Annotated in this window: 24 protein-coding genes; 9 read left to right on the forward strand and 15 right to left on the reverse strand. The window is 61.4% G+C overall.

Annotation, left to right across the window (positions count from 1 at the left end; all coding sequences use genetic code 11):
- Positions 1 to 2: 2 nt before the first annotated feature.
- The 4 genes from A7X77_RS18130 to A7X77_RS18145 all read right to left on the reverse strand — a co-directional run bounded on the left by A7X77_RS18130 (position 3) and on the right by A7X77_RS18145 (position 4331).
- Positions 3 to 1064 carry a Gfo/Idh/MocA family protein gene (locus A7X77_RS18130; protein ID WP_064684247.1) on the reverse strand — a complete coding sequence of 354 codons (1062 nt, stop codon included), beginning with the start codon at positions 1062 to 1064 and terminating at the stop codon, positions 3 to 5.
- The gene (locus tag A7X77_RS18135) at positions 1061 to 1900 is read right to left on the reverse strand and encodes a carbohydrate ABC transporter permease (RefSeq protein WP_064684248.1); all 840 of its coding nucleotides are present in this window, start codon (positions 1898 to 1900) and stop codon (positions 1061 to 1063) included. Before A7X77_RS18135 ends, A7X77_RS18130 begins: the two co-directional genes overlap by 4 nt.
- A 9-nt stretch (positions 1901 to 1909) precedes the next feature.
- Positions 1910 to 2857, reverse strand: coding sequence for a carbohydrate ABC transporter permease (locus A7X77_RS18140; protein ID WP_064684249.1), 948 nt, complete (start codon positions 2855 to 2857; stop codon positions 1910 to 1912).
- A gap of 217 nt (positions 2858 to 3074) precedes the next feature.
- Positions 3075 to 4331 carry an ABC transporter substrate-binding protein gene (locus A7X77_RS18145; protein ID WP_064684250.1) on the reverse strand — a complete coding sequence of 419 codons (1257 nt, stop codon included), beginning with the start codon at positions 4329 to 4331 and terminating at the stop codon, positions 3075 to 3077.
- Between the two features lie 519 nt (positions 4332 to 4850).
- Between A7X77_RS18145 and A7X77_RS18150 the strand changes: the two genes are divergently transcribed.
- Both A7X77_RS18150 and A7X77_RS18155 read left to right on the forward strand, forming a co-directional pair.
- Positions 4851 to 5735, forward strand: a complete 885-nt coding sequence (locus tag A7X77_RS18150; RefSeq protein ID WP_064684251.1) for an N-acetylglucosamine kinase — start codon at positions 4851 to 4853, stop codon at positions 5733 to 5735.
- Positions 5732 to 6496 (forward strand): GntR family transcriptional regulator, encoded by a 765-nt coding sequence (locus A7X77_RS18155; RefSeq protein WP_064684252.1) that lies wholly within the window; start codon positions 5732 to 5734, stop codon positions 6494 to 6496. Before A7X77_RS18150 ends, A7X77_RS18155 begins: the two co-directional genes overlap by 4 nt.
- Before the next feature lie 78 nt (positions 6497 to 6574).
- On the opposite strand, the gene metH is transcribed toward A7X77_RS18155, so the two are convergent.
- A complete protein-coding gene (metH, locus tag A7X77_RS18160) occupies positions 6575 to 10372 on the reverse strand; it encodes a methionine synthase (protein WP_064684253.1) in 3798 nt (1265 codons plus the stop codon).
- 169 nt (positions 10373 to 10541) lie between these two features.
- On the opposite strand from metH, the gene A7X77_RS18165 reads away from it, so the two are divergent.
- Positions 10542 to 11801 (forward strand): AGE family epimerase/isomerase, encoded by a 1260-nt coding sequence (locus A7X77_RS18165; RefSeq protein WP_064684254.1) that lies wholly within the window; start codon positions 10542 to 10544, stop codon positions 11799 to 11801.
- A gap of 40 nt (positions 11802 to 11841) precedes the next feature.
- On the opposite strand, the gene A7X77_RS18170 is transcribed toward A7X77_RS18165, so the two are convergent.
- From A7X77_RS18170 to A7X77_RS18200, 7 genes are all read right to left on the reverse strand, one after another.
- Positions 11842 to 12336, reverse strand: coding sequence for a heme-degrading domain-containing protein (locus A7X77_RS18170; RefSeq protein WP_064684467.1), 495 nt, complete (start codon positions 12334 to 12336; stop codon positions 11842 to 11844).
- Between the two features lie 89 nt (positions 12337 to 12425).
- Complete coding sequence (locus A7X77_RS18175) at positions 12426 to 13037, reverse strand: flavin reductase family protein (protein WP_064684255.1); 612 nt, start codon at positions 13035 to 13037, stop codon at positions 12426 to 12428.
- 2 nt (positions 13038 to 13039) lie between these two features.
- Complete coding sequence (locus A7X77_RS18180) at positions 13040 to 13777, reverse strand: aspartate/glutamate racemase family protein (protein ID WP_064684256.1); 738 nt, start codon at positions 13775 to 13777, stop codon at positions 13040 to 13042.
- Between the two features lies 1 nt (position 13778).
- The gene (locus A7X77_RS18185; RefSeq protein ID WP_064684257.1) at positions 13779 to 14600 is read right to left on the reverse strand and encodes an ABC transporter permease; all 822 of its coding nucleotides are present in this window, start codon (positions 14598 to 14600) and stop codon (positions 13779 to 13781) included.
- Between the two features lies 1 nt (position 14601).
- Entirely contained in the window at positions 14602 to 15516 is a 915-nt protein-coding gene (locus A7X77_RS18190; RefSeq protein ID WP_064684258.1) for an ABC transporter permease, read from the reverse strand.
- A gap of 273 nt (positions 15517 to 15789) precedes the next feature.
- Positions 15790 to 17088, reverse strand: a complete 1299-nt coding sequence (locus A7X77_RS18195) for an ABC transporter substrate-binding protein (RefSeq protein WP_064684259.1) — start codon at positions 17086 to 17088, stop codon at positions 15790 to 15792.
- 45 nt (positions 17089 to 17133) lie between these two features.
- Complete coding sequence (locus A7X77_RS18200; protein WP_064684260.1) at positions 17134 to 18222, reverse strand: ABC transporter ATP-binding protein; 1089 nt, start codon at positions 18220 to 18222, stop codon at positions 17134 to 17136.
- A 269-nt stretch (positions 18223 to 18491) separates the two neighbouring features.
- On the opposite strand from A7X77_RS18200, the gene A7X77_RS18205 reads away from it, so the two are divergent.
- Positions 18492 to 19202 (forward strand): GntR family transcriptional regulator, encoded by a 711-nt coding sequence (locus A7X77_RS18205; RefSeq protein ID WP_064684261.1) that lies wholly within the window; start codon positions 18492 to 18494, stop codon positions 19200 to 19202.
- Between the two features lie 43 nt (positions 19203 to 19245).
- Here A7X77_RS18205 and A7X77_RS18210 read toward each other — a convergent pair whose 3' ends face one another.
- Both A7X77_RS18210 and A7X77_RS18215 read right to left on the reverse strand, forming a co-directional pair.
- Positions 19246 to 19659 carry a DUF4174 domain-containing protein gene (locus A7X77_RS18210; protein ID WP_064684262.1) on the reverse strand — a complete coding sequence of 138 codons (414 nt, stop codon included), beginning with the start codon at positions 19657 to 19659 and terminating at the stop codon, positions 19246 to 19248.
- Positions 19660 to 20076: 417 nt separating this feature from the next.
- Positions 20077 to 20460, reverse strand: coding sequence for a hypothetical protein (locus A7X77_RS18215; protein WP_038690240.1), 384 nt, complete (start codon positions 20458 to 20460; stop codon positions 20077 to 20079).
- Positions 20461 to 20821: 361 nt separating this feature from the next.
- Between A7X77_RS18215 and A7X77_RS18220 the strand changes: the two genes are divergently transcribed.
- Both A7X77_RS18220 and A7X77_RS18225 read left to right on the forward strand, forming a co-directional pair.
- Positions 20822 to 21028: a hypothetical protein gene (locus A7X77_RS18220; protein ID WP_064684263.1), complete on the forward strand. Its 207-nt coding sequence runs from the start codon at positions 20822 to 20824 to the stop codon at positions 21026 to 21028.
- Positions 21029 to 21053: 25 nt separating this feature from the next.
- Positions 21054 to 21293, forward strand: coding sequence for a DUF2934 domain-containing protein (locus A7X77_RS18225; RefSeq protein WP_064684264.1), 240 nt, complete (start codon positions 21054 to 21056; stop codon positions 21291 to 21293).
- Positions 21294 to 22193: 900 nt separating this feature from the next.
- On the opposite strand, the gene A7X77_RS18230 is transcribed toward A7X77_RS18225, so the two are convergent.
- Positions 22194 to 22388: a hypothetical protein gene (locus A7X77_RS18230; RefSeq protein ID WP_064684265.1), complete on the reverse strand. Its 195-nt coding sequence runs from the start codon at positions 22386 to 22388 to the stop codon at positions 22194 to 22196.
- A 121-nt stretch (positions 22389 to 22509) separates the two neighbouring features.
- Between A7X77_RS18230 and A7X77_RS18235 the strand changes: the two genes are divergently transcribed.
- From A7X77_RS18235 to A7X77_RS18245, 3 genes are all read left to right on the forward strand, one after another.
- Positions 22510 to 23235, forward strand: coding sequence for a LuxR family transcriptional regulator (locus tag A7X77_RS18235; protein WP_064684468.1), 726 nt, complete (start codon positions 22510 to 22512; stop codon positions 23233 to 23235).
- Positions 23236 to 23552: 317 nt separating this feature from the next.
- Positions 23553 to 24218, forward strand: coding sequence for an acyl-homoserine-lactone synthase (locus A7X77_RS18240; protein WP_064684266.1), 666 nt, complete (start codon positions 23553 to 23555; stop codon positions 24216 to 24218).
- Positions 24215 to 24406 carry a hypothetical protein gene (locus A7X77_RS18245; RefSeq protein WP_064684267.1) on the forward strand — a complete coding sequence of 64 codons (192 nt, stop codon included), beginning with the start codon at positions 24215 to 24217 and terminating at the stop codon, positions 24404 to 24406. Before A7X77_RS18240 ends, A7X77_RS18245 begins: the two co-directional genes overlap by 4 nt.
- The last annotated feature ends 24 nt before the right edge of the window (positions 24407 to 24430 follow it).

Here is a 24430-nt window from a genome sequence, read left to right on the forward strand (position 1 = left end):
CCTTACAATCTGACCGGCTGGCCGGTGCGCACGCTCTCGTCGGCGGCAAGGCAGATGCGCAGCGACGCCACCGCATCCGCCATATGGCGGTCGAGGTTCAGATCCTCGCGGATCGCCCTCAGCATGAAAGCCTGTTCCAGGTCGCAAAGCGCCTGATGACCGGGCTCGCCCGTCATCCTCATATCCTGGTCTGGCCGGATGAACTTGCCGTCCGGGCCGGTTTCGGCCGTATGCAGACGGATCACGGAGGTCTTGGTGTGCGTGTCGATGTCGTCGGACTTGGCATTCGGATCCATGACGATCGACACCGCCCCCTTCGGCGACATTACGTCCTTCACGAAGAAGGCGGTTTCAGAAATCATCGGCCCCCAGCCGGCCTCGTACCAGCCGACCGAACCGTCCTCGAAGAGCACCTGCAGCTGACCGTAATTGTACATCTCCGCAGCGATCTCATCGGAGAGGCGCAGCCCCATGCCGCGCACCTCGACCGCCCTGGCATCGGTGATCTGGCACATGACGTCGATATAATGCACGCCGCAATCGACGATCGGCGAGGTCGTCTGCATCAGCGACTTGTGCGTCGCCCAGGTCGGGCCGCTGGACTGCTGGTTAAGGTTCATGCGGAAGACGTAAGGCGGGCCAAGCTTGCGCGCTTCCTCGATCAGCTTCGTCCAGGATGGGTGATGGCGAAGGATATAGCCGATCACAAGCTTGCGCCCCGCCCTCTTCGCCGCCGCCACGACACGCTCGGCGTCGGCGACGGTGGTCGCCAGCGGCTTTTCCACGAAGGCATGACAGCCTGCCTCGAACGCGGCGACGGCATAATCGGCATGGCTGTCGGAATAGGTGTTGATCGAGCAGAGGTCCGGTTTCAGCTCGGTAAGCGCCGTCATGAAGTCGGGATGAACAGTATAGCCCTGCAGTTCGGGCTCCAGCGCGGGCGTTGAGCGGTTGACGAGACCGACAATCTCGAAACCAGGATTATTATGGTAGGCAAGCGCATGGCTGCGGCCCATATTGCCGAGGCCGGCTACGAGGACACGGATTGGCTTCTCTTGGTTCATTTGACAGCTCCCGACGTGATGCCACGGATCAGCTGGCGCGAGAAAATGACGTAAAGGATCAGGATCGGTAGGATTGCGAGCGACAGGGCGGCCAGCACCGCATTCCAATTGGTGACGAATTGGCCGATGAAGATCTGCGAGCCGAGTGTCACGGTCTTGGTGCTTTCCGCAGGCGCCAGGATCAGCGGGAACCAGAGGTCGTTCCAGATCGGGATCATGGTGAAGACGGCGACCGTCGCCATGGCCGGGCGCACCAGCGGCAGCACCAGGCGGAAGAAGATCGCATATTCGGAGAGCCCATCGATGCGCCCGGCATTCTTCAGATCGTCAGAAACCGTGCGCATGAATTCCGACAGAATGAAGATGGCGAGCGGAATGCCCTGTGCGGTATAGACGAGGATCAGCGCCGTCAGCGTATTGACCAGACCGGCCGCTACCATGCCCTGCAGGATCGCCACCGTGCCGAGGCGGATCGGAATCATGATGCCGATCGCCATATAGAGCCCAAGCAGCGCATTGCCGCGGAAGCGGTATTCCGACAGCGCGAAGGCTGCCATGGCGCCGAAGAGCAACACCAGCAGGATCGAGACGATCGTCACGATGAAGCTGTTCTGGAAATAGGTGGCGAAATCGCCCTGCCCCAGCACCGTCTGGTAGCCGACGAGGCTGAAGGTCGACGGCGTCGGGATCATCAGCGGCTCGCGGAAGATCGAGGCGCGATCCTTGAACGAGTTGACGATGGTCAGGAACACCGGAAACAGCGCGACCAGCGTATAGGCGCCGAGCGCCAGATGCACGAGGCCGGTGCGGATGGGAGATGTGCGTGCCTTGGACATGCGCGCTCCTCAGAACTGGTAGCGACGCATGCGCCGCTGGATGACGAAGAGATAAAGCGAGACGCCGGCGAGGATGATGAGGAACATCACGGTCGCGATCGTCGCGCCCATCGAGCGGTCGCCGAGCTGAAGCTGGAAACCGAAGAAGGTGCGGTAGAGCAGCGTGCCGAGAATGTCGGTCGACATGTCAGGCCCGGCAAGCGCCCCCTGCACGGTGTAGATCAGGTCGAAGGCGTTGAAATTGCCGACGAAGGTCAGGATCGAGATGATGCCGATCGCCGGCAGGATGAGCGGCAGCTTGATCTTCCAGAACTGCGCCCAGCCGGTGATGCCATCACATTCGGCCGCCTCGATCACCTCTTCGGGAATGCTGAGCAGCGCGGCATAGATCAGCATCATCGGAATTCCGATATATTGCCAGTTGGAGATCAGCGACACGGCAATTAGCGCCGAGCCCGGCTTGCCGAGCCACGGCGCGAACAGGAATTTCAGGCCGATGAGATCGAGCATCCAGGGTGCGACACCCCAGATCGGCGACAGGATCAGCTTCCAGATGAAGCCGACAATGACGAAGGAGAGCAGCGTCGGCAGGAATATCGCCGTGCGGTAGAAGGCGACACCACGCAGCTTCGGCACTGAAAGCAGGGCAGCAAGCGCAATGCCGATCGGATTCTGCACGCACATGTGGATGACGAAGAAGATCAGGTTGTTGACGAGCGCGTTCCAGAAATCATGCGCCCAGCGCGGATCGCCGAACAGCACCTTGAAATTCGCCAGGCCGACGAAGGCAGGCTGCCCGTCGACCGTATTGTAGAGCGAAAGCCTCAGCGTTTCGATGAGCGGCAGCACCATGACGGCGGAATAGACGATCACCGCAGGCAGCATGAAGACGAAGATGTGCCAGCGCACCGGGCGCTTGATCGGGACGATATCGGCCGCGTTGTCGGTTTCGCTCATGGCTTTTGCCTGTTCTTGTCACTGGCCGCAATCTTGCGGGCGCAGATGGAAAACGTTGCGCCTCACCCCATCTCTCTGCCGCCTGGGAAGAGAGGGAACGCCCTGCTGAGATGCTCTATCGGGGTGGGAGGTCGCTGCGAGTCTCCTTCTCCCCGCAAGCGGGGAGAAGGTGGCCGGCAGGCCAGATAAGGGGCTGCAAACGCCGCCCCTCACCACATCACTTTGCCGGCTTGTACCAGCTGTCGAGGCCCTTCTGCAGCTTCTCGGCAGCAACCTGCGGCGTATCCGTGCCGTTGATCACATTGGCCGATTCGACCCAGGTCTCGTTTTCGAGGTTCGGCGTGCCGCGCGACAGGATCTGGTAGGTCGAACGCACGGTCGACTTGTACGGGCCGCGCCAGGAGACGAACTCCTGAGCGAGCGGATCGGACATCTTCACCGGAGTGGAGTTCAGGCTGAAGAAGCCCGGCAGCGCATTGGCATAGGTATCGGCGAATTCAGGCGAAGCGACCCAGCTAAGGAACTTCTTGACTTCCTCGGGGTGCGTGCTCTTCGCATTCAGAGCGACACCGATATCCGGATGGTCGGAGATGTAGCCTTGATCGCCGGCCTTCGGAACCGGCGGCGGGAAGGCGCCCATCTTGAACTGCGCCTGCGTGTTGAAGAGCGCGATTTCCCACGAACCGGCCGGATAGATCGCGGCGCGGCCGAGCGTGAAGAGATTCTGGCTGTCCGCATAGGTCTGGGCTTCGAAACCGTCGCCGAGATAGGGTTTCCACTTGGCAAGCTCTTCGAAGGGCTTGACCCATTCGGGATCGGTCAGCTTCTGCTTGCCTGCGATGAGCGCTTCGCGGCCCTCTTCACCCTTCCAGTAGTTCGGGCCGATGTTCTGGTAGCCCATGGTCGCGGCTTCCCAGAGATCCTTCGTGCCCATGGCGAGCGGAATATAGGTGCCATCCGCCTTGATCTTGTCGAGCGCTGCGTAGAACTCGTCCTGCGTCTTCGGCACGGAGATGCCGAGTTTGTCGAAGGCATCCTTGTTGTAGATGAAACCGTGAATGACTGAAGCCATCGGCACGCAGAAGGTCGACTTGCCGTCGTCGGTCGTCCAGGCGGCCTTGGCGACCGGCGAGAAATTCTCCATGCCCGGCAGGCTGGTGATGTCGACGAGCTGCTTCTTGTTGTAGAGTTCGAGCGAGGTGAACGGGCGGCAGGTGATAATGTCGCCCGCGGAGCCGGCATCGAGCTTGGCGTTCAGTGAAGCATTGTATTCGGTCGGCGCGGTCGGCGAGAAGACGACCTTGATGCCGGGATTTTTGGCTTCGAACGCCGGGATGATCTTCTCCTGCCAGATCTGCAAGTCGTCGTTACGCCAGCTTTCGATCGTCAGCGTGACGTCGGCGGCCTGGACGAGACCTGCTGAGCTCAGCAGGCTTGAGGCAAGCAGCAGACTTTTCAGAGCAGTGTTTTTCATTTCCCTCTCCTGTTTTTAGCACCCGAAGGCGCCGTTTTGATCTGAAACAAGCAATTGGCGCGTCTGAGGAAACACCCAATGCCCCTTGGAGGGCCGCCAGCGACTGGCGGCCCCGAAAGCTCGACGGACCGAAAGCGGGATTGCCTGCGGTCGGACTGCGCCCTGGCATGATGGCCGGGCGCGGCGAATGAAGTGGGAAAGCCGATAGACCCCTGAATTCGCCATCGGCTTAGCAAGCCGACGGGCCATTCTCTGATCATCCTCGAAGCGGCCCGGCTTAACTTTACTGCCGGTTTTCGCGGGCTTCGAACTGCTGTTCCCTTTACCGAATTAAGTCCAAAAAAATACCAATTGTCCAGCCGAATTTTAACTTTTTAGCTTCCGAAAATTCATTTTAAAATTTTACCGAACAAAATCAAATAGATAAAAAGATCGACTTTTGCGACCATCCCCACTTGGTAAATGGTATTTTTTTGGTATTGTAGGAAAAACCAAGGGGAACGGCGTATCGGAGGGCCGATGACGGAGCTTGCAATCGGCATAGACGGCGGCGGAACGAGCTGCCGGGCAGCGGTCGCGGATAAAGACGGCAACATTCTCGGCCGCGGCAAGGCAGGTCCTGCCAACATCCTGTCCGACCTGGAAAACTCTCTTCTCAACATCGTCGAATCCGCCCAGCAAGCGCTCGGCGACGCGGGTCTCGACGCCGAAGTCGTTACCTCCGTTGTATCGGTCGTCGGCGTCGCGGGCGCCAATGTCACGGACTACGGCCAACGAATCGAAAAAGCTCTGCCCTTTGCCGAAGGCCGTGTCGTCACCGATGCCTTGATCTCCCTGCAAGGAGCGCTCGGCGATGCCGACGGCATCGTTGGCGCCTTCGGCACTGGCTCGGTTTACAATGCGCGTAGGGGCGGCCGGATGAATGGCATCGGCGGCTGGGGCTTCATCGTCGGCGACCAGGCAAGCGGCGCCCGCCTGGGCCGCGACCTCATGGAGCGGTCGCTGCTCGCCCATGACAGAGTGCGCCCGGCATCGCCGGTCACAGAAGCGGTCATGGCCGAATATGGGGACGATCCGGAGCGGATCGTCAATTTCGCCCATACGGCACGACCGACGGATTTCGCCCGTTACGCGCCTATGGTCTTCAGACATGCGGCCGAGGGCGATGCCGTTGCGGTCGACATCGTCAGGGATGCCGCAACGGCGATCGGCGAAAGCCTCGATGCACTGCTCTGGCCGGAATGCCCGTCCATCTGCCTGCTCGGCGGCCTTGCGGAAGCCTATGAGCCTTGGCTTTCGGAACGCTACAAGCCGCTTCTCGCCAAGCCGAAGAACGACGCGTTGCAGGGCGCGGTGGAACTTGCGGTGAAGCTCCTGAATGATCGGCAGAGAGGTGCGGCATGACCGACGACCTCGCCACCCTCCTGTCCCTGCAGCGCCTGCAGGCGGCCGGCACAGGCCCCCTCTATGTGAAGCTGCGCCGCACGCTCGAAGAAGCCGTGCGCACCGGCACGCTCGGCCACGGCGATGCGCTGCCGCCAGAGCGCGACATCGCCGAATTTGCTGCCGTCAGCCGCGTCACCGTGCGCAAGGCGATCGACGAGCTCGTTGCCGACGGCCTGCTGGTGCGCCGCCATGGCTCGGGCACCTTCGTTGCCAAGCCGGTCTCCAAAGTCGAGCAACGCCTGTCACAGCTCACCTCCTTCACCGAGGACATGGCGCGCCGCGGCATGTCCTCCCGCTCCGAATGGCTGCACAAGGGCGTCCATACCCCCTCGCCGGATGAGATGATGATCCTCGGCCTCGGCACCGACGTGAAGGTTTCGCGCCTTTCGCGCCTGCGCATTGCCGACGACCAGCCGCTGGCGATCGAGAATGCCAGCGTCTCCGGCGAATTCCTGCCCGATCCGTCGGTCGTCACCAATTCGCTCTACGCCGAACTCGAACGCCTCAACGTCCGTCCGGTGCGCGCAGTGCAGCGCATTTCAGCAACCAACATGAAAGAAGCCGACGCCCAGCTTCTCGGCGTCCCCATCGGCGCCGCCGGCCTGTCGATCGAGCGCATCTCCTATCTCGGCTCCGGCCGCGCCGTCGAATTCACCCGCTCGCTTTATCGCGGTGACGCTTATGATTTCGTCGCGGAACTGACGATCGGAGCGGCGTAGGCCGGCGCATATAATCGCGCAATATCAAAAATATGAAGCCGGAAAGTGAATCACTTTCCGGCTTCAATGTCTCTTGATTCATTGCATTAAGAACGACGGAAACTCCGCGGCGTCCTCGATCTCCTCGTCCGTCTTGCGCGGCACATAATTGAGCACCGGTCCGAGCCAACGCTCGACTTCGGAAACTTCCATGCCCTTGCGTTTGGCATAGTCTTCCACCTGATCGCGCTCCACCTTGGCGACCCCGAAATAATAGGAGTCGGGGTGGCCGATATAGAGGCCGGATACGGACGAACCGGGCCACATCGCATAGCTCTCCGTCAGCTTCACGCCTGCGGCATGTTCCGCATCGAGCAGCTTGAAGAGCGTCTTTTTCTCGGTGTGATCGGGCTGAGCGGGATAGCCTGGCGCCGGACGGATGCCGGCATAGGCTTCGCCGATGAGGTCCTCGTTGCTGAGGTGCTCATCCCTCGCATAACCCCAATATTCGCGACGCACCTGCTCATGCATGCGCTCGGCAAAGGCTTCGGCGAAACGGTCGGCCAGCGCCTTGACGAGGATCGAGGAATAGTCGTCGTTCGCCCGTTCGAACCGTTCGGCGATGGCGATCTCCTCGATGCCTGATGTCACCACGAAGCCGCCGACATAATCCTGCACGCCGCTTGCGACCGGGGCGACGAAATCGGAGAGCGCCACATTCGCCCGCCCGTCCCGCTTCGAAAGCTGCTGGCGCAAGGTGTAGAAGGTGGCAAGCTCCTGGCTGCGGTTCTCGTCGGTAAACAGGCGGATATCGTCGCCGACGGCACCGGCCGGCCAGAAGCCTATGACGGCGCGCGGACGGAACCACTTCTCGTCGATGATCTTCTTCAGCATCGCCTGCGCATCGGCCCACAGCGCACGCGCCGCTTCGCCCTGTTTCTCGTCTTCCAGAATGGCGGGGAAGCGGCCGCGCAGCTCCCAGGTCTGGAAGAACGGCGTCCAGTCGATATACCGCGCAAGCTCCGCCAGATCGTAATCCTCAAACACCCGGGTGCCGAAGAACTGCGGCTTCGTCGGCTGGTAGGCCGACCAGTCGATCTTATGGGAATTCTCACGCGCCCGCGGCAATGGCAGCCGCACCTTCTCGGCTTCGCTGCGCGCATGGGCGGCCGCCACCTTGGCATATTCGGCTCTTGTATCGTCGACATACCCCTGGCGCGTCTCCGGCGACAGCAGCGCCGAGACGACGCCGACAGCGCGGCTCGCATCGGTGACGTAGATTGCCTGGCCTTTGTTGTAGCCTGGATGAATCTTCACCGCCGTATGCACGCGGCTGGTCGTCGCTCCGCCGATCAGCAGCGGGATTTCAAAGCCCTGCCGTTCCATTTCCGCCGCGACATGCACCATCTCATCGAGCGACGGCGTGATCAGGCCGGAAAGGCCGATGACATCGACCTTCTCGGCGATCGCCGTTTCCAGGATCTTCGTCGCCGGCACCATGACGCCGAGGTCGACGATCTCGTAATTATTGCAGGCGAGCACGACGCCGACGATGTTCTTGCCGATATCGTGCACGTCGCCCTTGACCGTCGCCATCAGGATCTTGCCGGCCGACTGCCGCTCTTCGCCGCCGTTGAGGCGCTTCTCCTCTTCCATATAGGGCAGCAGCACGGCGACCGCCTGCTTCATCACGCGTGCCGACTTGACCACCTGCGGCAGGAACATCTTGCCCGAGCCGAAGAGATCGCCGACGACGTTCATGCCGGCCATCAGGGGGCCTTCGATAACATGCAGCGGCCGGGCGGCCTGCTGGCGGGCCTCCTCGGTATCGGCTTCGATAAATTCGGTGATGCCGTTGACCAGCGCGTGTTCGAGGCGCTTCTCGACGCTCCATTCGCGCCAGGAGAGGTCCTGAACGCGGCCTTCCCTTGCACCGGCGCCACGGAACCGCTCGGCCACTTCAAGCAGCCGCTCGGTGCCGTCGGGCCGGCGGTTCAGCACCACGTCCTCGCAGGCCTCGCGGAGTTCGGGGTCGATATTGTCGTAAACCGCCAGCTGGCCGGCATTGACGATGCCCATGTCCATGCCCGCCTGGATGGCGTGGTAGAGAAACACGGCGTGCATCGCCTCGCGTACCGGCTCGTTGCCGCGGAACGAGAAGGATAGGTTCGACACGCCGCCGGAGATATGGACGAGCGGCATGCGCTGACGGATCGTCCGCGTCGCCTCGATGAAGTCGACGCCGTAATTATTGTGCTCTTCGATGCCGGTCGCCACCGCAAAGATGTTCGGGTCGAAGATGATGTCCTCGGGCGGGAAACCGATCTTTTCGGTCAAAAGCTTATAGGCGCGCGTGCAGATTTCCACCTTGCGGTCGTAATTATCCGCCTGCCCGGTCTCGTCGAAGGCCATGACGACGACGGCAGCGCCGTAATTGTGCAGCAGCCGCGCCTGGGCGAGGAAATTCTCCTCGCCTTCCTTCAGCGAGATCGAGTTGACGATCGCCTTGCCCTGCACGCGCTTCAGGCCGGCTTCGATGATCGAGAATTTCGAGCTGTCGATCATCACGGGCACGCGGGCGATATCGGGCTCGGCGGCGATCAGGTTCAAGAATTCGACCATCGCCTTTTCCGAATCGATCAGGCCCTCGTCCATGTTGATGTCGATCACCTGCGCGCCGTTTTCGACCTGATCGCGGGCGACATCGAGCGCTGCCGTGTAATCGGCATTGGTGATCAGCTTGCGGAACTTCGCCGAGCCGGTGACGTTGGTGCGCTCGCCGACATTGACGAAGGGAATGTCCTTGGTGAGCTCGAAGGGTTCGAGGCCCGACAGCGACATGAAGGGACGATGCTCGGGAATCGGCCGCGGTTTATACTTGGCGACAGTCTCGGCAATCGCTCTGATATGCTCAGGCGTCGAGCCGCAGCAGCCGCCGACGATATTGACGAGGCCCTCGCGGGCGAAGCTATCGATCTGCGCCGCCATCAGCTCCGGCGTTTCGTCATACTGGCCGAACTCGTTCGGCAGGCCGGCGTTCGGATAGGCGCAGATGAAGGTGTCGGCGACGCCGGAAAGCTCCTGCAGATGCGGGCGCATCGCATTGGCGCCGAGCGCGCAGTTCAGCCCGATCGTGAAGGGATTGGCGTGGCGCACCGAGTTCCAGAAGGCGGTCGGCGTCTGGCCGGACAGCGTGCGGCCGGAAAGGTCGGTGATCGTGCCGGAGATCATCACCGGCAGGCGCACGCCCTTGGCCTCGAAGCGCTCCTCGCAGGCGAAGATCGCCGCCTTGGCGTTCAGCGTGTCGAAGATCGTCTCGATCAGGATGATGTCGGCGCCGCCGTCGATCAGACCGTCGATCTGCTCGCCATAGGCGGAACGCAGATCGTCGAAGGTGACGGCGCGGAATCCGGGATTGTTGACGTCTGGCGAGATCGAGGCGGTGCGGTTGGTCGGGCCGATGGCGCCGGCGACGAAGCGGCGGCGGCCGTCCTCGCGCTCGGCGCGCAGTGCCGCGCGGCGGACGATCTCGGCGCCCTCCTTGTTGAGGTCGTAGACCGCATTTTCCATCTCGTAATCGGCTTGCGCGATGCGGGTCGAGGAGAAGGTGTTGGTCTCGAGAATATCGGCGCCGGCCTTGGCGTAGCGGTAATGGATCTCTTCGATCGCATCCGGCTGGGTCAGGATCAGAAGGTCGTTATTGCCTTTCTGATGGCAGGCGCAGCCGATGAATCGGGTGCCGCGGAACTGGTCTTCGTCATAGCCGAGCCCCTGGATCTGCGTGCCCATGGCGCCGTCGAGGACGAGGATGCGTTCGCTCGCGGCTTTGCGCAGCGCTGCGAAAACTTCATTGCCGTCACGCTTGCCCGTTTCCGGACCAAAGAGGTTGTCAAACACGGGAGGCTCCTTGACGTCGTAAGACCAGACAGTCCAAATCACATAAAGATATCTTTATGTCAATATATGCCTGTCGATTTCGTGCTTTGCAAGCCTCGCCAGATGACAGGCTTGAACGGCCTCTATATAGGCAATTGATACGCATTGCCCACCAGATCGGAGGAGTATCATGGCACCCGTAACCGGCAGCGCCGCGCTTGGAAACTGGACGAGCCGCGCCTATCACCGCGCCTGGCTGCTCGACCGGGCAAACGGCCTCTTCGATTTCTTCCAGCACAATTCGGTCAATCCCAAGGGCGGCTTCTACGACCTCGACGACACCGGCAAGCCGCTCGATGCCGAGGGTCAGATCCGCAGCATCCATATCGCCGCGCGCGCCGTGCATTGTTTTACCATCGGCGCGCTGCTCGGCCGTCCGGGTGCTGCCGACCTCGTCGACCATGGCATGGACTATCTCTGGAACCATCACCGCGACCTAGAGAATGGCGGCTATTTCTGGTCGCTCGACAATAATGGTCCGGTCGACAGCAACAAGCAAGGCTACGGCCACGCCTTCGTGCTGCTCGCCGCCTCCTCCGCCAAGACGATCGGCCATCCGCTCGCCGACGGCATGCTCGCCGACATTACCCAAATCCTCAACACCAAGTTCTGGGAACCGCGCCACGGCGCGATCGCCGAGGAATTCACCGCCGACTGGCAGCCGCTCGACGGCGGCGCCTATCGCGGCCAGAACTCCAACATGCACCTGACCGAAGCGCTGATGGCCGCCTTCGAAGCGACCGGCGACAAGCAGTACCTCGCCAAGGCCGAAAGCATCGCCGATCTCGTCATCCGCCGGGCGGCCGGCTCGGTCGACTGGCGCGTCGCCGAACATTTCGACGCCGAGTGGAAGCTCGACAAGCAATATTATCATCCGAACGAAATGTTCCGCCCGGCCGGCACGACGCCCGGCCACTGGCTGGAATGGGCCCGCCTCATCCTACAGCTCTGGGTGCTCGGCGGCAAACGCATCGAATGGATGCCGGATGCGGCCAAGGCGCTCTTCGAGCAGTCGATGGCACTTGGCTGGGACAGCGACAAGGGCGGCTTCTTCTATACGCTCGATTGGAACGACACGCCCGCCAAGCGCAATAAGCTCTGGTGGCCGGCCTGCGAGGGCGCCGCCGCCGCCCACTTCCTCAACGAGCACCTGCCGAGCGACTACCACGAGGAATGCTATCGCAAGATCTGGAATGTGATCGAACGCGCCTTCATCGACCACAAGAACGGCGGCTGGCACGAGGAACTGACCGAAGATCTCGTTCCCTCGCATTCGCTCTTTCCCGGCAAGGGCGACATCTACCACGCCCTGCAGGCCTGCCTCATCCCGCTCTTCCCGGCAACCGGCAGCCTGACGAAAGGCATCGCCGAGGCCGGCGGCAGGCTCTGAGGTCCACTGCCGGCAACCGCCGGCGCAGCCAACGCCCCGCTCAGAGCGGGGCGAGCCGCAGCGTATCCAGATCCTTCGCCAGCATCAGCGCCAGGGCCTCGACGACGAGATTATGGTCGTCGCGCTGCGGCAGGCCGGAGACGGTGACGGCGCCGATGCAGCCGGTGCCCTTGACGTTGATCGGGAAGCTGCCGCCATGCGGCGCGAAGTCGTCGCCGGAAAGGCCGTTGTCCTCGACTGTCTTGCCGTCCTTTCTCAACTTCAAGCCGGAGGCATAGCTGCTGCGGAAATAGCGCAGCACCATATTGCGCTTGCGGCGCACCCAGTTGACGTTGTCGGGCGTCACGCCAGGCAGCGCCGCATAGAAGGCCGGCATCGAATGCAGGGTCACGTCGATCGCTACACCGAGGCCGCGCTCGGTGGCGAGTTCCTGCAGCAGTTTGCCGAGCTGCCATGCCGTCGTCAGGTCGAAGGCGTCGAAGCTCAGCGCTTTTTCCTGCTCCGCGATCCGGTTGAGATCGTCGTCGAGTGTCATGATAAGGCGCTCCTCTGCCGCAATGATCCGCTGCAGACCATTCTCGCCGGAGGCGGAAAAGTAAAGCAAAACTTGAACCAGCCCCGGCGTCAGAGCTTCGGCGTCAGCATCTCGAAACGGTCGCGTGTTGTCGCGCAAGTATCGCCGCCGAGGCGCGCAATGGCGTCGATCGCGGCCGGATCAACATGCAGCCGTTCCGGATCGACGATGCCGTCGCGGTAATGTGCGTAGACGATCTCACCCATGACGATCTGCCGCGAGCGGCCGAGCTCCAGCGTCACATGCCGCCGGCACTCGAAGGCGGCCGGCGCCTCGGCGATATAGGATGATGCCACCTTCACGCCCGGCATCGCCGTCAAGCCTGCTTCTTTCAGTTCATTGACGCCGCGCGGATACCTAGCACCGCAGACATGCATCGCCTCGGCAATGGCGAAGGAGACGATATTGACCGTGAAGACCTCGGTCATGCGGATATTGTGGCCGGTGTCCTTGAACGACATGTCGGCATTGTTCTCGACCCCGATCGCCAGGATCGGCGGATCGGCCGACAGGCAATTGAAGAAGCTGAAGGGCGCGGCATTGATCCGGCCGTGCTCATCGACGGTCGTCACCAGCGCGATCGGCCGCGGAATGATCGTGCCGATCATCAGCTTGTAACGCTCGCGCGCGCTGAGTTCATTGAAGTCGAAGGAAACCGGCATGATCAACCGTCCGAGCGGATCGGCGAGAAGGCGCTCATCGCCCCCATGAAAGGTTTCGGCAGCGGCGAGGCGTAGGAGCCGCGCTTGCTGGTGGAAAGCCCAAGCGAGACCAGCGCCTCGGCCTGCTTGACGGCGGCCGAGACACCGTCGACGACGGGCACGCCGTAGATTTCCTGCAATTCCCTTGCGAGATCCGTCATGCCGGCGCAGCCGAGCACGATCGCCTCGGCGCCGTCTTCGGCGAGCGCCCGCTCGATCTCGGCCCTGAGCTTGCCGATCGCGCCCGAGGCGGCGTTCTCCAACTCCAGCACCGGAATGTCGGAAGCCCGCACCTTGGCGCGCTCGCCCATGCCGTAACGGCGCACCAGATTGTCGATCAGCACCCGTGACCGTTCGAGCGTCGTCACGACGGTAAAACGCTGCGCCAGGAAACCGGCCATTGCGACTGCGGATTCGCAGAGCCCGAGGATCGGCACATCGGCGAAGCTCCGTGCCGCGTCGAGCCCGGTATCGTCGAAGCAGGCGACGACAGCCGCGTCGTAGCCGGCCGCCTCCTTCAGTTCGACAAGCAGGCCGGGGATCGCCAGCGCCCCGTCATAATGGCCCTCGATGGAAACCGGCCCCATGCGCGCGGTGGCGGCGATGATTTCCGTGCCGGATGCGGCGACCGCGCGGGCGGCGGTCGCCGCCTTCTCGGTCATGGAGGCGGTGGTGTTCGGATTGACGATGAGGATGCGCATGTCAGTGGATCTTTGCCTGCCGCCGGCTGAGCATGGTCATGATGCCGAGCGCGATGAGAATGATGGTGAAGGAAAACAGCGTCGTCACCGTGCCGAGCGCATAGAGCACCGGCGTCGTGACATTGGTCGTCATGCCGTAGATTTCGAGCGGCAGCGTATTGTAAGTGCCCGACGTCATCAACGTCCGGGCGAACTCGTCATAGGACAGCGTGAAGCCGAACAGGCCGACGCCGATCAGGCTCGGCGCGATCATCGGCAGGACGACATGGCGGAAGGTCTGCCAGGAAGTGGCGCCGAGATCGCGCGCCGCCTCCTCATAGGCCGGCGAGAAGCGATTGAAGACGGCGAACATGATCAGCACGCCGAAGGGTAGTGTCCAGGTCAGATGCGCGCCGAAGGCCGAGGAATACCAGGCGGGCTTCAGCCCTCCCTCCTGGAAGACGACGCCAATGCCGAGCGAGACGATGATCGACGGCACGACGAGGCTGGCGACAGTGGCGTAAAACAGCACGGTCGAACCGCGGAAACGGCGGCGGAAGGCAAGGCCGGCGAGCAACGACACGACGACCGTCACCGCCATGACCATCAGCCCTAGCGAGAAGGAGCGTCGGAAGGAGGCGCCGAAATCGCCGACCGCCTGCTTTTCGAACAGGTTGAAGAACCAGTCCGTGGAAACGCCGTTCATCGGGAACGTCAGACCGCCGTCCGGTCCCTGGAAGGAGAGGATCAGGATCGCCGAGAGCGGGCCGTAGAGGAACAGCACGAAGACGGCGAAGAAGATCGCCAGCAGATAGAATTCGAGGCCGCGTTTCTCGTGGTTCATCTCAAAGCTCCTTGCGGATATCGACGACCCGCAGGATCGCCGCGACCATCAGCAAAACGACGGCAAGCAGCACGACAGCATTGGCGGCGGCGGCCGGATATTGCAGCAGCGACATCTGGTTCTTCATCATCAGCGCCACCGAGGCGCTCTGGCCGCCGGACATCACCTGCACGGTCGAGAAATCGGCCATGACGAGCGTGACGACGAAGATCGTGCCGATCGCCATGCCGGGCTTGGCGAGCGGAATGACGACATTCCACAGCACCTGCCAGCCGGAGGCGCCGGCATCGCGCGCCGCCTCGAACAGCGAGCGGTCGATGCGCATCAGCGTATTGAAGATCGGCGTCACCATGAACAGCGTGTAGAGGTGCACCATGGCGAGCACGACGGCGAAATCGGAATAGAGCAGCCATTCGATCGGCTGCGGGATAACGCCCATTTCGATCAGCGTCGAATTGACGAGGCCGTTGCGCCCGAGCACGGGGATCCACGAGATCATACGGATGATGTTCGAGGTCATGAACGGCACGGTGCAGACGAGGAAGAGGATCATCTGCGTCGAGGTCTTGCGGATGTGGAAGGCCAGGAAATAAGCGACCCAGAAACCGATGACGAGCGTCAGCGCCCAGACGATGGCGGTGAATTTCAGCGTGTTGAGATAGGTCTTCCACGTCACCCACGAACCGAGCGTATCGGTGTAGTTCATCGTGAGGAAATCGGGATAGAGGCCGGCGAAATCATAATCCCAGAAGCTGACGACCGCGATCATCGCGATCGGCAGCAGGAAGAAGAAACCGAGAATGGCGATCAGCGGCGTCGCCTGGAGATAGGAGATGGCAGAGGGGGAGAGACGGAAAGAACGCCTGCGGCGGGCGCCGTGGCTGCCCTCTTCCGTTTCTGCTGCGATGGTTGCCATATCCCGTTCTCCGTTCTGATTACGGCAGGTTGAATGAAGGCGCGTGTCGCCCCCTCATCCGCCTGCCGGCACCTTCTCCCCGCTGGGGAGAAGAGGAATCGCGGCGGCGTCTCGGCCACCGCAAACCTTGCGTCGGTTGGGGAGGACTCAAAAAAGACCCCTCCCCAACCCTCCCCACAAGGGGGAGGGAGTTTCTTTGCCGCACCGCCTCCGAGCTCCCTCCCCCTTGTGGTGAGGGTTGGGGAGGGGAAAGCGGCAATCGCCGACGTTGCCTTACGCCGCGATGAACTCGTTCCAGCGGCGGACCATGTAGCGGTCTTCGTCCATGACGGAGTTCCAGCAGGCCACAGCACCCATGCGGGCTTCGAAGGCGCCGCCGTCGCGCACGGCTCCGGCCTTCTCCATCACCTTGCCTTCGGGAGACAGGATATCGCCCTGAGCCGGCTTGCCCTCGATCCAGTAGCCCCATTCGTCTGCCGTCATGAAGTTCTTGGCGGTCTCCATGCAGGCGGAATAGTAGCCCTGGCGGTTGAGGTAGCCGCCGACCCAGCCCGATGTGTACCAGTTGATATATTCATAGGCCGCGTCGAGCTCGGCGCCCTTGAGGTGCGAGGCAAGGCCGAGGCCGCCGCCCCAGGCGCGGTAGCCTTCTTTCAGCGGCTGATACTTGCAGGCAATGCCCTTGGAGCGGACGGCGGCCACTGCCGGCGACCACATGGACTGGATGACGACTTCGCCCGAAGCCATCAGGTTGACCGACTCGTCGAAGCTCTTCCAGAAGGCGCGGAACTGGCCGTCGCCCTTGGCCTTGATCAGGAAGTCGACCGTCTTGTCGATCTCTTCCTTGGTCATGTTGCCCTTGTCGGCATATTTGATGTTGCCCATGGCTTCCATGATCATCGCCGCATCCATGATGCCGATCGACGGGATGTTGAGGATCGAAGTCTTGCCCTTGAACTTCGGATCCATGATGTCGGCCCAACTGGTGATGTCGCGGCCGACGAGATCCGGGCGGATGCCGAGCGTATCGGCGTTGTAGATGGTCGGAACCATCGTCATCCACTGGGTCGGCTCCTTGGCGAATTTCTTGGAGCCCTGCGCCTCGACGAAGCCGACCGTGTGCGGCGCCGTGCCCTGGGCGATGACGCTGTCCGGCTTCATCTTGCCGTTGATGAACAGCGGCACGATCTTGTCGTAATATTTGAGCTTCTTGACATCCATCGGCTGCAGCACGCCTGATGGAAACACCTTCTTGGCAATCCAGTATTCGATGTCGGCGATGTCGTAGCTGTCGGGCTGGGTAACGGCGCGCTGGGCGGCGGCGTCGGAATCGGTCGCCGTCATCTCCAGCGTGATGCCGAGATCGGCTTTGCACTTCTCGGCGATGGCATTGATGTTCGAAACGCCGGTGCCGAACTGGCGAAGCGTGATGTTCGTCTTCGCCCAGATGGTGGGAAAGCCGGTGATGGCACCGGAGCCCGCGATGGCGCCGACGGCGGCGGCTCCCGTCTTCAGCAGCGTGCGGCGGGACAGGCCCTTCGCAGCCTTCGTCGATGTCGTTTCAGTCGTCATGTCAGTTCCCCTTTTTGTTGACGCGGAAGGTTGGTTGATGATGGTTCATGCAGAAGAGCGGCCGAGAAGCACGGCGTCATCGAGTTCCCAGCTGAGCGCGACGGCCTCGCCGACGGCGACAGGCCGGGCGAAATAATCGCTATCGTCAGCAATGACGGTGAAGTCGTCGCTGCCGGCGCCGACAACGGTGATCTTCACCGAAGAGCCGCGATATTCGACGTTGGAGACGACGCCGTTGAAGCCGAGCGTCCATTCGCTCGCCACCTGCAAGCGCACGCGGTCGGTGCGGATGCCGATATCGACTGATGCGCCGACCTCCCTGCCCGCCCCGCGTACGGAAAAGCTCTGCCCCTCCGGCACGGTCATGACGAGCACGCCGTCCGCGCTTGATGTCACCCGGCCGGTGAGCACATTGTGATCGCCCATGAAGCGGGCGACGAAGGCGGTCGCCGGGCGCTCGAACACCTCGCGCGGGGCCGCCGCCTGCTCAATCCGGCCGTCATTCATGATGACCATGATATCGGCAAGCGCCATCGCCTCTTCCTGGCTGTGGGTGACGTGCACGAAGGTGATGCCGAGCGACTTCTGCAGTTTCTTGAGTTCGGCGCGCATGCGGATCTTCAGGAACGGATCGAGCGCCGACAGCGGCTCGTCGAGCAGCAGCGCTTCCGGATCGGTAATCAGTGCGCGTGCCAGCGCCACACGCTGCTGCTGGCCGCCGGAAAGCTGGGCCGGACGCCTGGAGGCATAGGCCTCCATCTGCATCAGCTTCAGCATTTCGAGCGCCTTGGCCCGCCGTTGTGCCTTATCGACACCCTTCATCTTCAAGCTGAAGGCGACATTGTCGATCAGGTCGAGATGCGGGAACAGCGCATAGGACTGGAACATCATCGCCGTGCCGCGTTTGGCCGGCGGAAAGTCGGTGACAACAGTATTGCCGAGCCGGATATCGCCCGACGAAATGCTTTCATGGCCGGCGATCATGCGCAGAGTCGAAGTCTTGCCGCAGCCCGATGGGCCGAGGAAACAGCAATAGGAGCCGGCCGGAATCTTCAGGCTGATCCCATGGACGGCAGTCGTCGCCCCATAGACCTTCGAAACGGATACTATATCGATCTCTGCCGCTTTCGACATCATGCCTTCCCCTATTTGGGAGAAGACGATGCATCTGCCGTGCCAATCCGACTTCAGCACATCAACCTATTGTAAAGAAACAATCTTATCGAAAATGCCCCGGCAAGAGCAATTAATGAGCATGGCATCGTCTGCACATCATTTAGGCTATTGTCCGCAATTTACGCAAAAAGTTGTATACGATTTCGCTGCCACTTCGGTTACAAATTCCGTTTAACTTTTGCCGCGAAGCCGGGTATGGTTTGCCAGTCATCAGGGAACAGAATTTCATGAAATCCGCCGTCAAGGCTCAACAGGCCGAAGACTCCGCCGAAACCGGCGCGCAGCAGATCCGCGACGCCATTCGCGAAGCGATCGTCGAGCGCAGGCTATCCCCCGGCACAAAACTTTCCGAAAGCGATGTCGGCAATCTCTTCAACGTCAGCCGCACACTTGCCCGCGCCGCCCTCCAGGCGCTCTCCTACGAGGGTCTCGTCAGCGTCGAGAAGAACCGCGGCGCCTTCGTTGCCTATCCCTCCCCCGACGAGGCCCGCCAGATCTTTGCCGCCCGCCGCCTGGTCGAGCCGGGCATATTGCGCGAGGCGGCAGCGCGGATCACGCCCGGCGACATCAGCCAGTTAAGAGAGCTTCTGCTGGAGGAAGGCCGGCTGATGAGCGAGCGCGGCCAGACGGCGCGGCGCGCCGAGATCAAGGCGTCAGGCGATTTTCATCTGATGCTGGCGGAAATCTCCGGCAACGCGATCATGCAGCGCTTCATGGAGGAGCTTGTCGCCCGCTCGTCGCTGGTGATCGCGCTTTACGGCCAGTCGACGGCCTCAAGCTGCGGCCATTCCGAACATGGCGACATCATCGCGGCGATCGAAAACGACGATCTCGACCGCGCCTGCCAGCTGATGCTGCATCACATCGCCCATATCGAGGCCGATCTCGACCTGCGCGCGCGCAAAAGCCTTGGCCTCAAGGAGGCCTTCGAACTCTGACGGAAGCGCCCGCGCGGCTGCTTTCAGCCACGCCGCGCGGCAGTCACCAGGGCGTCGTCTTCGGCAGGCCGTCCAGAGCCTCGAAAATCTCCTCGGCCGTGCGCGGCTCGCTTGAGCGCAGTTTCACCGTTCCGTCGCGCCCGATCAGGATCAGCCCGAACTCGCCCGACGGCGGTCCCTGCAGCCGCTCTCTTACATCGTCGGCATCAAGCTCCCAGGCATTGTCGAACAGCGAGAAGGCGCCGCCGCCGGCAATGATGAACACTTCGACATCTTCCTCGATGAGACGCATATGGGCATTGCGCAACCATTCGTCTTGGATCACCGCGCGATCGTCCTGCGCATCGGCGAAGATGATCAGCACCCGCTTGTTGTCGCGAAACTGTTCGAGCGATTGCGGAAGTTCCGGCTCACGCCGCGGTGTGCCGATGATTTCTTGAACGATGGATTTCAGCATGGTGCTATTCCTCGCCCGTCATCTTGCTACGGGCTGTGTCTGTCGCATTCCAGCGCTGCGCGAAGAGGCGCAGAGAACGCTTTAACGCGCTGAATGACTGAATAATTCCCAATCCGATGCGAATTGGGATCATGGAAATAAACGGCTGGGAATAAGGGAGGTTCCGCCGAAACAGAAAAGGAGCGCAGCCCTAAAGCGTGTCGCGATTTTTCAGATTCGCTTGCCACGCTTTAGGTCCTTGATTCCAGCATGTCGCAATCGCAAAACCGCTGCACACTTTTGCGCGACATGCTCTAAAGCGTGTCGCGATCTTTCAGATTCGCTTGCCACGCTTTAGGTCCTTGATTCCAGCCTGTCGTAATCGCAAAGCCGTCGCATAGTTTTTCGCGACATGCGTGTGCGGCGATCCTTTTCCTGTCAGTCGCGGCTTTGGTCTTCGGCCGCATGCGCCGAAACGGCAACGAGATCCGCCGTGCCGTTGGCGAGAAGGCGTTTGCGCACCAGCACGCGCATGACCCGTGCCGCCGTCGAGAAGGTCATCTGGTCGAGCGGACCTTCGCCTTCCCACGGCTTGGTCAGCCGCTCGGTGACGGCGCCAACGATATTCATCGGCACAATGTCGGTGCATTCGCGCATGGCTTCGAAAACGAAGCTGATCGGGATGACCCGTCCTTCGTGGGTCACGATCGGTTCGGTCAATTCACTGTCCCATTCCTCGAACGCGTAAAGTGCTTCGCGGAACAGCTGCTGGAGGGTAAACGGCGCGTGGCCGTTGTGAAGTGGCGGCAGGGCATTCATCATGTCTGTCTCCTCTTGATGGATTGAAGCCAAAGTCCTCCTGGATCGGTCGGCTTCGACGCGGGGAACGCAGCTTTTTGCCCCTCGCAGACCGAATAACACGATTGATTCTATAGAGTAACGCGCTAGGGATAAAGCCCATTTCTCCGCCGAAACGGAAGCCATTTGCTTAACGGTATGAAATTCCTGCATGTTTTAGGCGAAATTTTCTCAACACTCGGCATTATTGAAAATCCATGCCAGCTGCGCCCGAGCGTTCCGGAATGGTGCAAAAGGCCGAAAAAACCGAGAAAAATCACGGAACTTTTGCGGCTGTAATCTGTTTTGTTCTCGCACTTCGCAAAAGCAGATGGGGTTACCACCAATGACGCAAATCCGTGAACCGGAGCGGCGGGCCAGGGTCCTGCGCGGCCGCCCCTATAGTCTTGACGAATTCGCCTCCAAATATGGCCTGCGCAGGGAGCAGGCCGAAAGCCTGTTCACCCGTTTCGGACCTTCCTCGATCGAACTCGATTTGCTGATGGCAGCCAAGCGCCGCGCGCCTGTTGTGCCGGACAGAATTGCGCAATAACACCTTTTACGAACGGAACCGACAGATGAGCGACAGACGCCACGAATGGATCAGCAAGCGGGCCTACGCGATCTGGGAAGAACAGGGCCGCCCTGACGGCCGGGACGACGAACACTGGCGCCAGGCGGTTGCCGAGCGCGCCGCGCTGGAACGCACGCAGGCCTCGATCGACGGCCGCGAGGTGCTGGTGAAATTCCGCCCGAAGCCGCCACGACCGGAACTGCCGCGCCAGGATTGGATCAATCCTTCGACAAAGGTCGGTTGAGGGGGCCACACGGCCGAACGATCAGTCCATCAGCCCCACGGCACCACAACCAGCGGGTGGCTCGGCGCTTTAAGCCGTGTCCATTGCCGGAGCACCGGTGGCCGACCCTCGTCCTTCGAGGCCCCTGCGGGGCACCTCAGGATGAGGGCGGAGAGAGGGCCTGACCTGCCCCACCGAAGGGCGGCGAGAGGCTGTGGCGTGTGTCACCGAAGGGCGGAGAGAGAGCGGCCAGCCTCAACGGGAGGCGGAGCGGCAGGCCAGAGCCCTTGCCATAACACCTCACCCGATCAGCCCACCAGCCACACGGCACCACGATCAGCCATCATCCTGAGGTGCGTAGGCCGAAGGCCGGAGCCTCGAAGGACGGGGGCGGGAGGCTCAGCGCTTTAAGCTTATCCATTGCCGGAGCAGACATGGTGGCCGACCCTCGTCCATCGAGGCCCCAGCGGGGCACCGCAGGATGAGGGCGGAGAGAGGCTGCGGCCCGTGCAACCAGAGGGTGGAGACAGGGGCCAAAACTTTTTCTCACCGGCGGGTGGGGAGAGCTTAACGAGTGCCGCTCTCGCGGAGTAATGCTTTCCGAGCCGACCGATGGAAATCTCGCTCTTTAGCCAGGAAGTGTCAGTAATGGCACAGTGCAGCCGCTTGCGGGAACGCCAACTGTTCCCGCTCGAAACGTTTCGTCAAGCATATTGGCACAAAGACGGGGGATAAGCGCTATCCCCCTCCCCACCGGCGACATTGCCGCTCGACACCCTCTTTGCAAAATCGGAAACGGGTAGGAATGAAAACCGACTCATGGCAGAGCGCGGGTTTCATCTCGCCGGGGGGCCGGTTTCGATGCCAGGCGACGCTGTTCATATCGGGGAAAAGACTGAAATCGTCCGCCGGGAAAACTTGTCAGAAAGCCTTGTGTTCCTGGCAAAGCGCCCGATGGACCTCGGTCCAGAACAGCGCCAGCGAACTGTCCCCGTTGCGTTCGGCAACGAGGGCGCGGATCAAGGCTTCGGAACCTGCCATGTCCTGCCAGCTGGATTTCAGACCTTTGGCGGCCTGTTGGCATTCGGCAATCTCGAATGGTCTCGTGCTGTGCATATGAGGCCTCCTTATGAAGGCGCTAGCAGGTGGTGCCCGGATTGTCACTCCCGCATATGTGGGGATGCCTTGTATTTTAGACGGTCCTCACGGTAAGATTGAAGCAATTGGGACGATGGAAATGATCGAGAATACTTACAGCGACAAGTTCGAACCCGCTTTCGAACAGATCAAGGCTGCGCTCAATGTGGATGCCGCCATCCGTATTCTCCAGGCGGACTACGGCCTCGATTTCGTCACCTACCATCTCGCCCAGACCATTGCGAGCAAGATCGATTCCCCCTTCGTGCGCACAACCTATCCGGATGCCTGGGTCTCCCGCTACCTCCTGAACAGCTATGTGAAGGTCGATCCGATCGTCAAGCAGGGCTTCGAACGCCAGCTGCCCTTCGACTGGAGCGAAGTCGAGCCGACGCCGGAGGCCTATGCGATGCTGGTCGACGCCCAGAAGCACGGCATCGGCGGCAACGGCTATTCCATCCCCGTCGCCGACAAGGCGCAGCGCCGCGCGCTGCTGTCAATGAACGCCCGCATTCCGGCCGAGGAATGGGCCGAGCTCGTGCGCCGCTACCGTAACGAATGGATCGAGATCGCCCATTTGATCCACCGCAAGGCCGTCTATGAGCTGCATGGCGAGAACGACCCCGTGCCGACGTTGTCGCCACGCGAGATCGAGTGCCTGCACTGGACCGCACTCGGCAAGGATTACAAGGATATCTCGGTGATATTGGGCATTTCAGAGCACACCACCCGCGACTACCTGAAGACCGCCCGCTTCAAGCTCGGCTGTGCGACGATTTCGGCGGCCGCCTCGCGGGCGGTGCAGCTGCGCATCATCAATCCCTAAAGCGCGTCGCATCGAATTTGATTCATGCGACGCGTTTTAGCCCTTTGTTTTGATGCATGTCGTTACCCCGGAACTCACTTCCGGGCGACATGCATTAGCGCATTCCGTTTTCCTCGATCCACGACCCTGTTTCGCAAGCTAAATTCAAGGCGCTGAAGCGTTGCCGCGCTCCAGCGCCTTGCTTGCGCAGGGCCTAACCCCAATCCTCATACTTTTGGGCTAATCCCCCCATCTGGGGGGGCCCATCTGAGGGAATTTCCGATGCGGCCCGCCTGAACCATTGTGCCTTCCACGAACTGCAAACGCTGGAGGGCAAAATGTTCGTTATCATTCAGGCACATGAGTATCAGAAATACGCTGCAGTACTCGACCAGATGTTCCGTCTGCGCAAGAAGGTTTTCGCCGACACGCTCGGCTGGGACGTTCCCGTCATCGGACCTTACGAACGCGACAGCTATGATGCGCTCGCCCCGGCCTATCTCGTCTGGTGCAACGACATCCGCACGCGCCTCTATGGCGGCATGCGCCTGATGCCGACGACCGGCCCGACCCTGCTCTACGATGTCTTCCGCGAGACCTTTCCCGCGGCCGCCGATCTCGTCGCCCCCGGCATCTGGGAGGGCACGCGCATGTGCATCGATGAAGAGGCGATCGCCAAGGATTTCCCGAATATCGATGCTGGCCGCGCCTTTTCGATGATGCTGCTCGCGCTTTGCGAATGCGCGCTCGACCACGGCATCCATACGATGATTTCCAACTACGAACCCTATCTCAAGCGCGTCTACAAACGCGCAGGCGCCGAAGTGGAAGAACTCGGCCGCGCAGACGGCTACGGCAAGTACCCCGTCTGCTGCGGCGCCTTCGAAGTGTCGGATCGCGTGCTGCGCAGAATGCGCGCCGCCCTCGGCCTGACCCTCCCCCTTTATGTCAGACATGTTCCGGCCCGCTCGGTCGTGACGCAATTCCTGGAGATGGCAGCATGAATCGCCTCGCTGAAACCGCAATGCAGAAAGATATCAGCGCCTTGGAGCGCCACGTGCTCGCATCCCGCGACATCGCTACGCAGATAGGAGATCCCTTCCTCTCCTATCTGCTCTCGATGGCGCTGTTTACGATCTACGAGAAGAAGGCCCATCACGAGAACGAGGCGCTGAAGAGCAGCTTCAGCTGAGGGTGCGGTTCCCTCCGCCCCGCC

It is taken from the genome of Rhizobium bangladeshense (assembly GCF_001662075.1).
GTDB classification, from domain to species: Bacteria; Pseudomonadota; Alphaproteobacteria; order Rhizobiales; family Rhizobiaceae; genus Rhizobium; species Rhizobium bangladeshense_B.

Coding starts and splice junctions, on each gene's coding strand:
- A7X77_RS18180 (WP_064684256.1), bottom strand. CDS start 13,777: ATGCGCATCCTCATCGTCAATCCGAACACCACCGCCTCCATGACCGAG.
- A7X77_RS18230 (WP_064684265.1), bottom strand. CDS start 22,388: ATGCACAGCACGAGACCATTCGAGATTGCCGAATGCCAACAGGCCGCC.
- A7X77_RS18165 (WP_064684254.1), top strand. CDS start 10,542: ATGGCACCCGTAACCGGCAGCGCCGCGCTTGGAAACTGGACGAGCCGC.
- A7X77_RS18225 (WP_064684264.1), top strand. CDS start 21,054: ATGAGCGACAGACGCCACGAATGGATCAGCAAGCGGGCCTACGCGATC.
- A7X77_RS18150 (WP_064684251.1), top strand. CDS start 4,851: ATGACGGAGCTTGCAATCGGCATAGACGGCGGCGGAACGAGCTGCCGG.
- A7X77_RS18185 (WP_064684257.1), bottom strand. CDS start 14,600: ATGAACCACGAGAAACGCGGCCTCGAATTCTATCTGCTGGCGATCTTC.
- A7X77_RS18130 (WP_064684247.1), bottom strand. CDS start 1,064: ATGAACCAAGAGAAGCCAATCCGTGTCCTCGTAGCCGGCCTCGGCAAT.
- A7X77_RS18170 (WP_064684467.1), bottom strand. CDS start 12,336: ATGACACTCGACGACGATCTCAACCGGATCGCGGAGCAGGAAAAAGCG.
- A7X77_RS18135 (WP_064684248.1), bottom strand. CDS start 1,900: ATGTCCAAGGCACGCACATCTCCCATCCGCACCGGCCTCGTGCATCTG.
- A7X77_RS18205 (WP_064684261.1), top strand. CDS start 18,492: ATGAAATCCGCCGTCAAGGCTCAACAGGCCGAAGACTCCGCCGAAACC.
- A7X77_RS18215 (WP_038690240.1), bottom strand. CDS start 20,460: ATGATGAATGCCCTGCCGCCACTTCACAACGGCCACGCGCCGTTTACC.
- A7X77_RS18145 (WP_064684250.1), bottom strand. CDS start 4,331: ATGAAAAACACTGCTCTGAAAAGTCTGCTGCTTGCCTCAAGCCTGCTG.
- A7X77_RS18175 (WP_064684255.1), bottom strand. CDS start 13,037: ATGCCGGTTTCCTTCGACTTCAATGAACTCAGCGCGCGCGAGCGTTAC.
- A7X77_RS18155 (WP_064684252.1), top strand. CDS start 5,732: ATGACCGACGACCTCGCCACCCTCCTGTCCCTGCAGCGCCTGCAGGCG.
- A7X77_RS18245 (WP_064684267.1), top strand. CDS start 24,215: ATGAATCGCCTCGCTGAAACCGCAATGCAGAAAGATATCAGCGCCTTG.
- A7X77_RS18195 (WP_064684259.1), bottom strand. CDS start 17,088: ATGACGACTGAAACGACATCGACGAAGGCTGCGAAGGGCCTGTCCCGC.
- A7X77_RS18190 (WP_064684258.1), bottom strand. CDS start 15,516: ATGGCAACCATCGCAGCAGAAACGGAAGAGGGCAGCCACGGCGCCCGC.
- A7X77_RS18200 (WP_064684260.1), bottom strand. CDS start 18,222: ATGTCGAAAGCGGCAGAGATCGATATAGTATCCGTTTCGAAGGTCTAT.
- A7X77_RS18240 (WP_064684266.1), top strand. CDS start 23,553: ATGTTCGTTATCATTCAGGCACATGAGTATCAGAAATACGCTGCAGTA.
- A7X77_RS18140 (WP_064684249.1), bottom strand. CDS start 2,857: ATGAGCGAAACCGACAACGCGGCCGATATCGTCCCGATCAAGCGCCCG.
- A7X77_RS18220 (WP_064684263.1), top strand. CDS start 20,822: ATGACGCAAATCCGTGAACCGGAGCGGCGGGCCAGGGTCCTGCGCGGC.
- A7X77_RS18235 (WP_064684468.1), top strand. CDS start 22,510: ATGATCGAGAATACTTACAGCGACAAGTTCGAACCCGCTTTCGAACAG.
- A7X77_RS18210 (WP_064684262.1), bottom strand. CDS start 19,659: ATGCTGAAATCCATCGTTCAAGAAATCATCGGCACACCGCGGCGTGAG.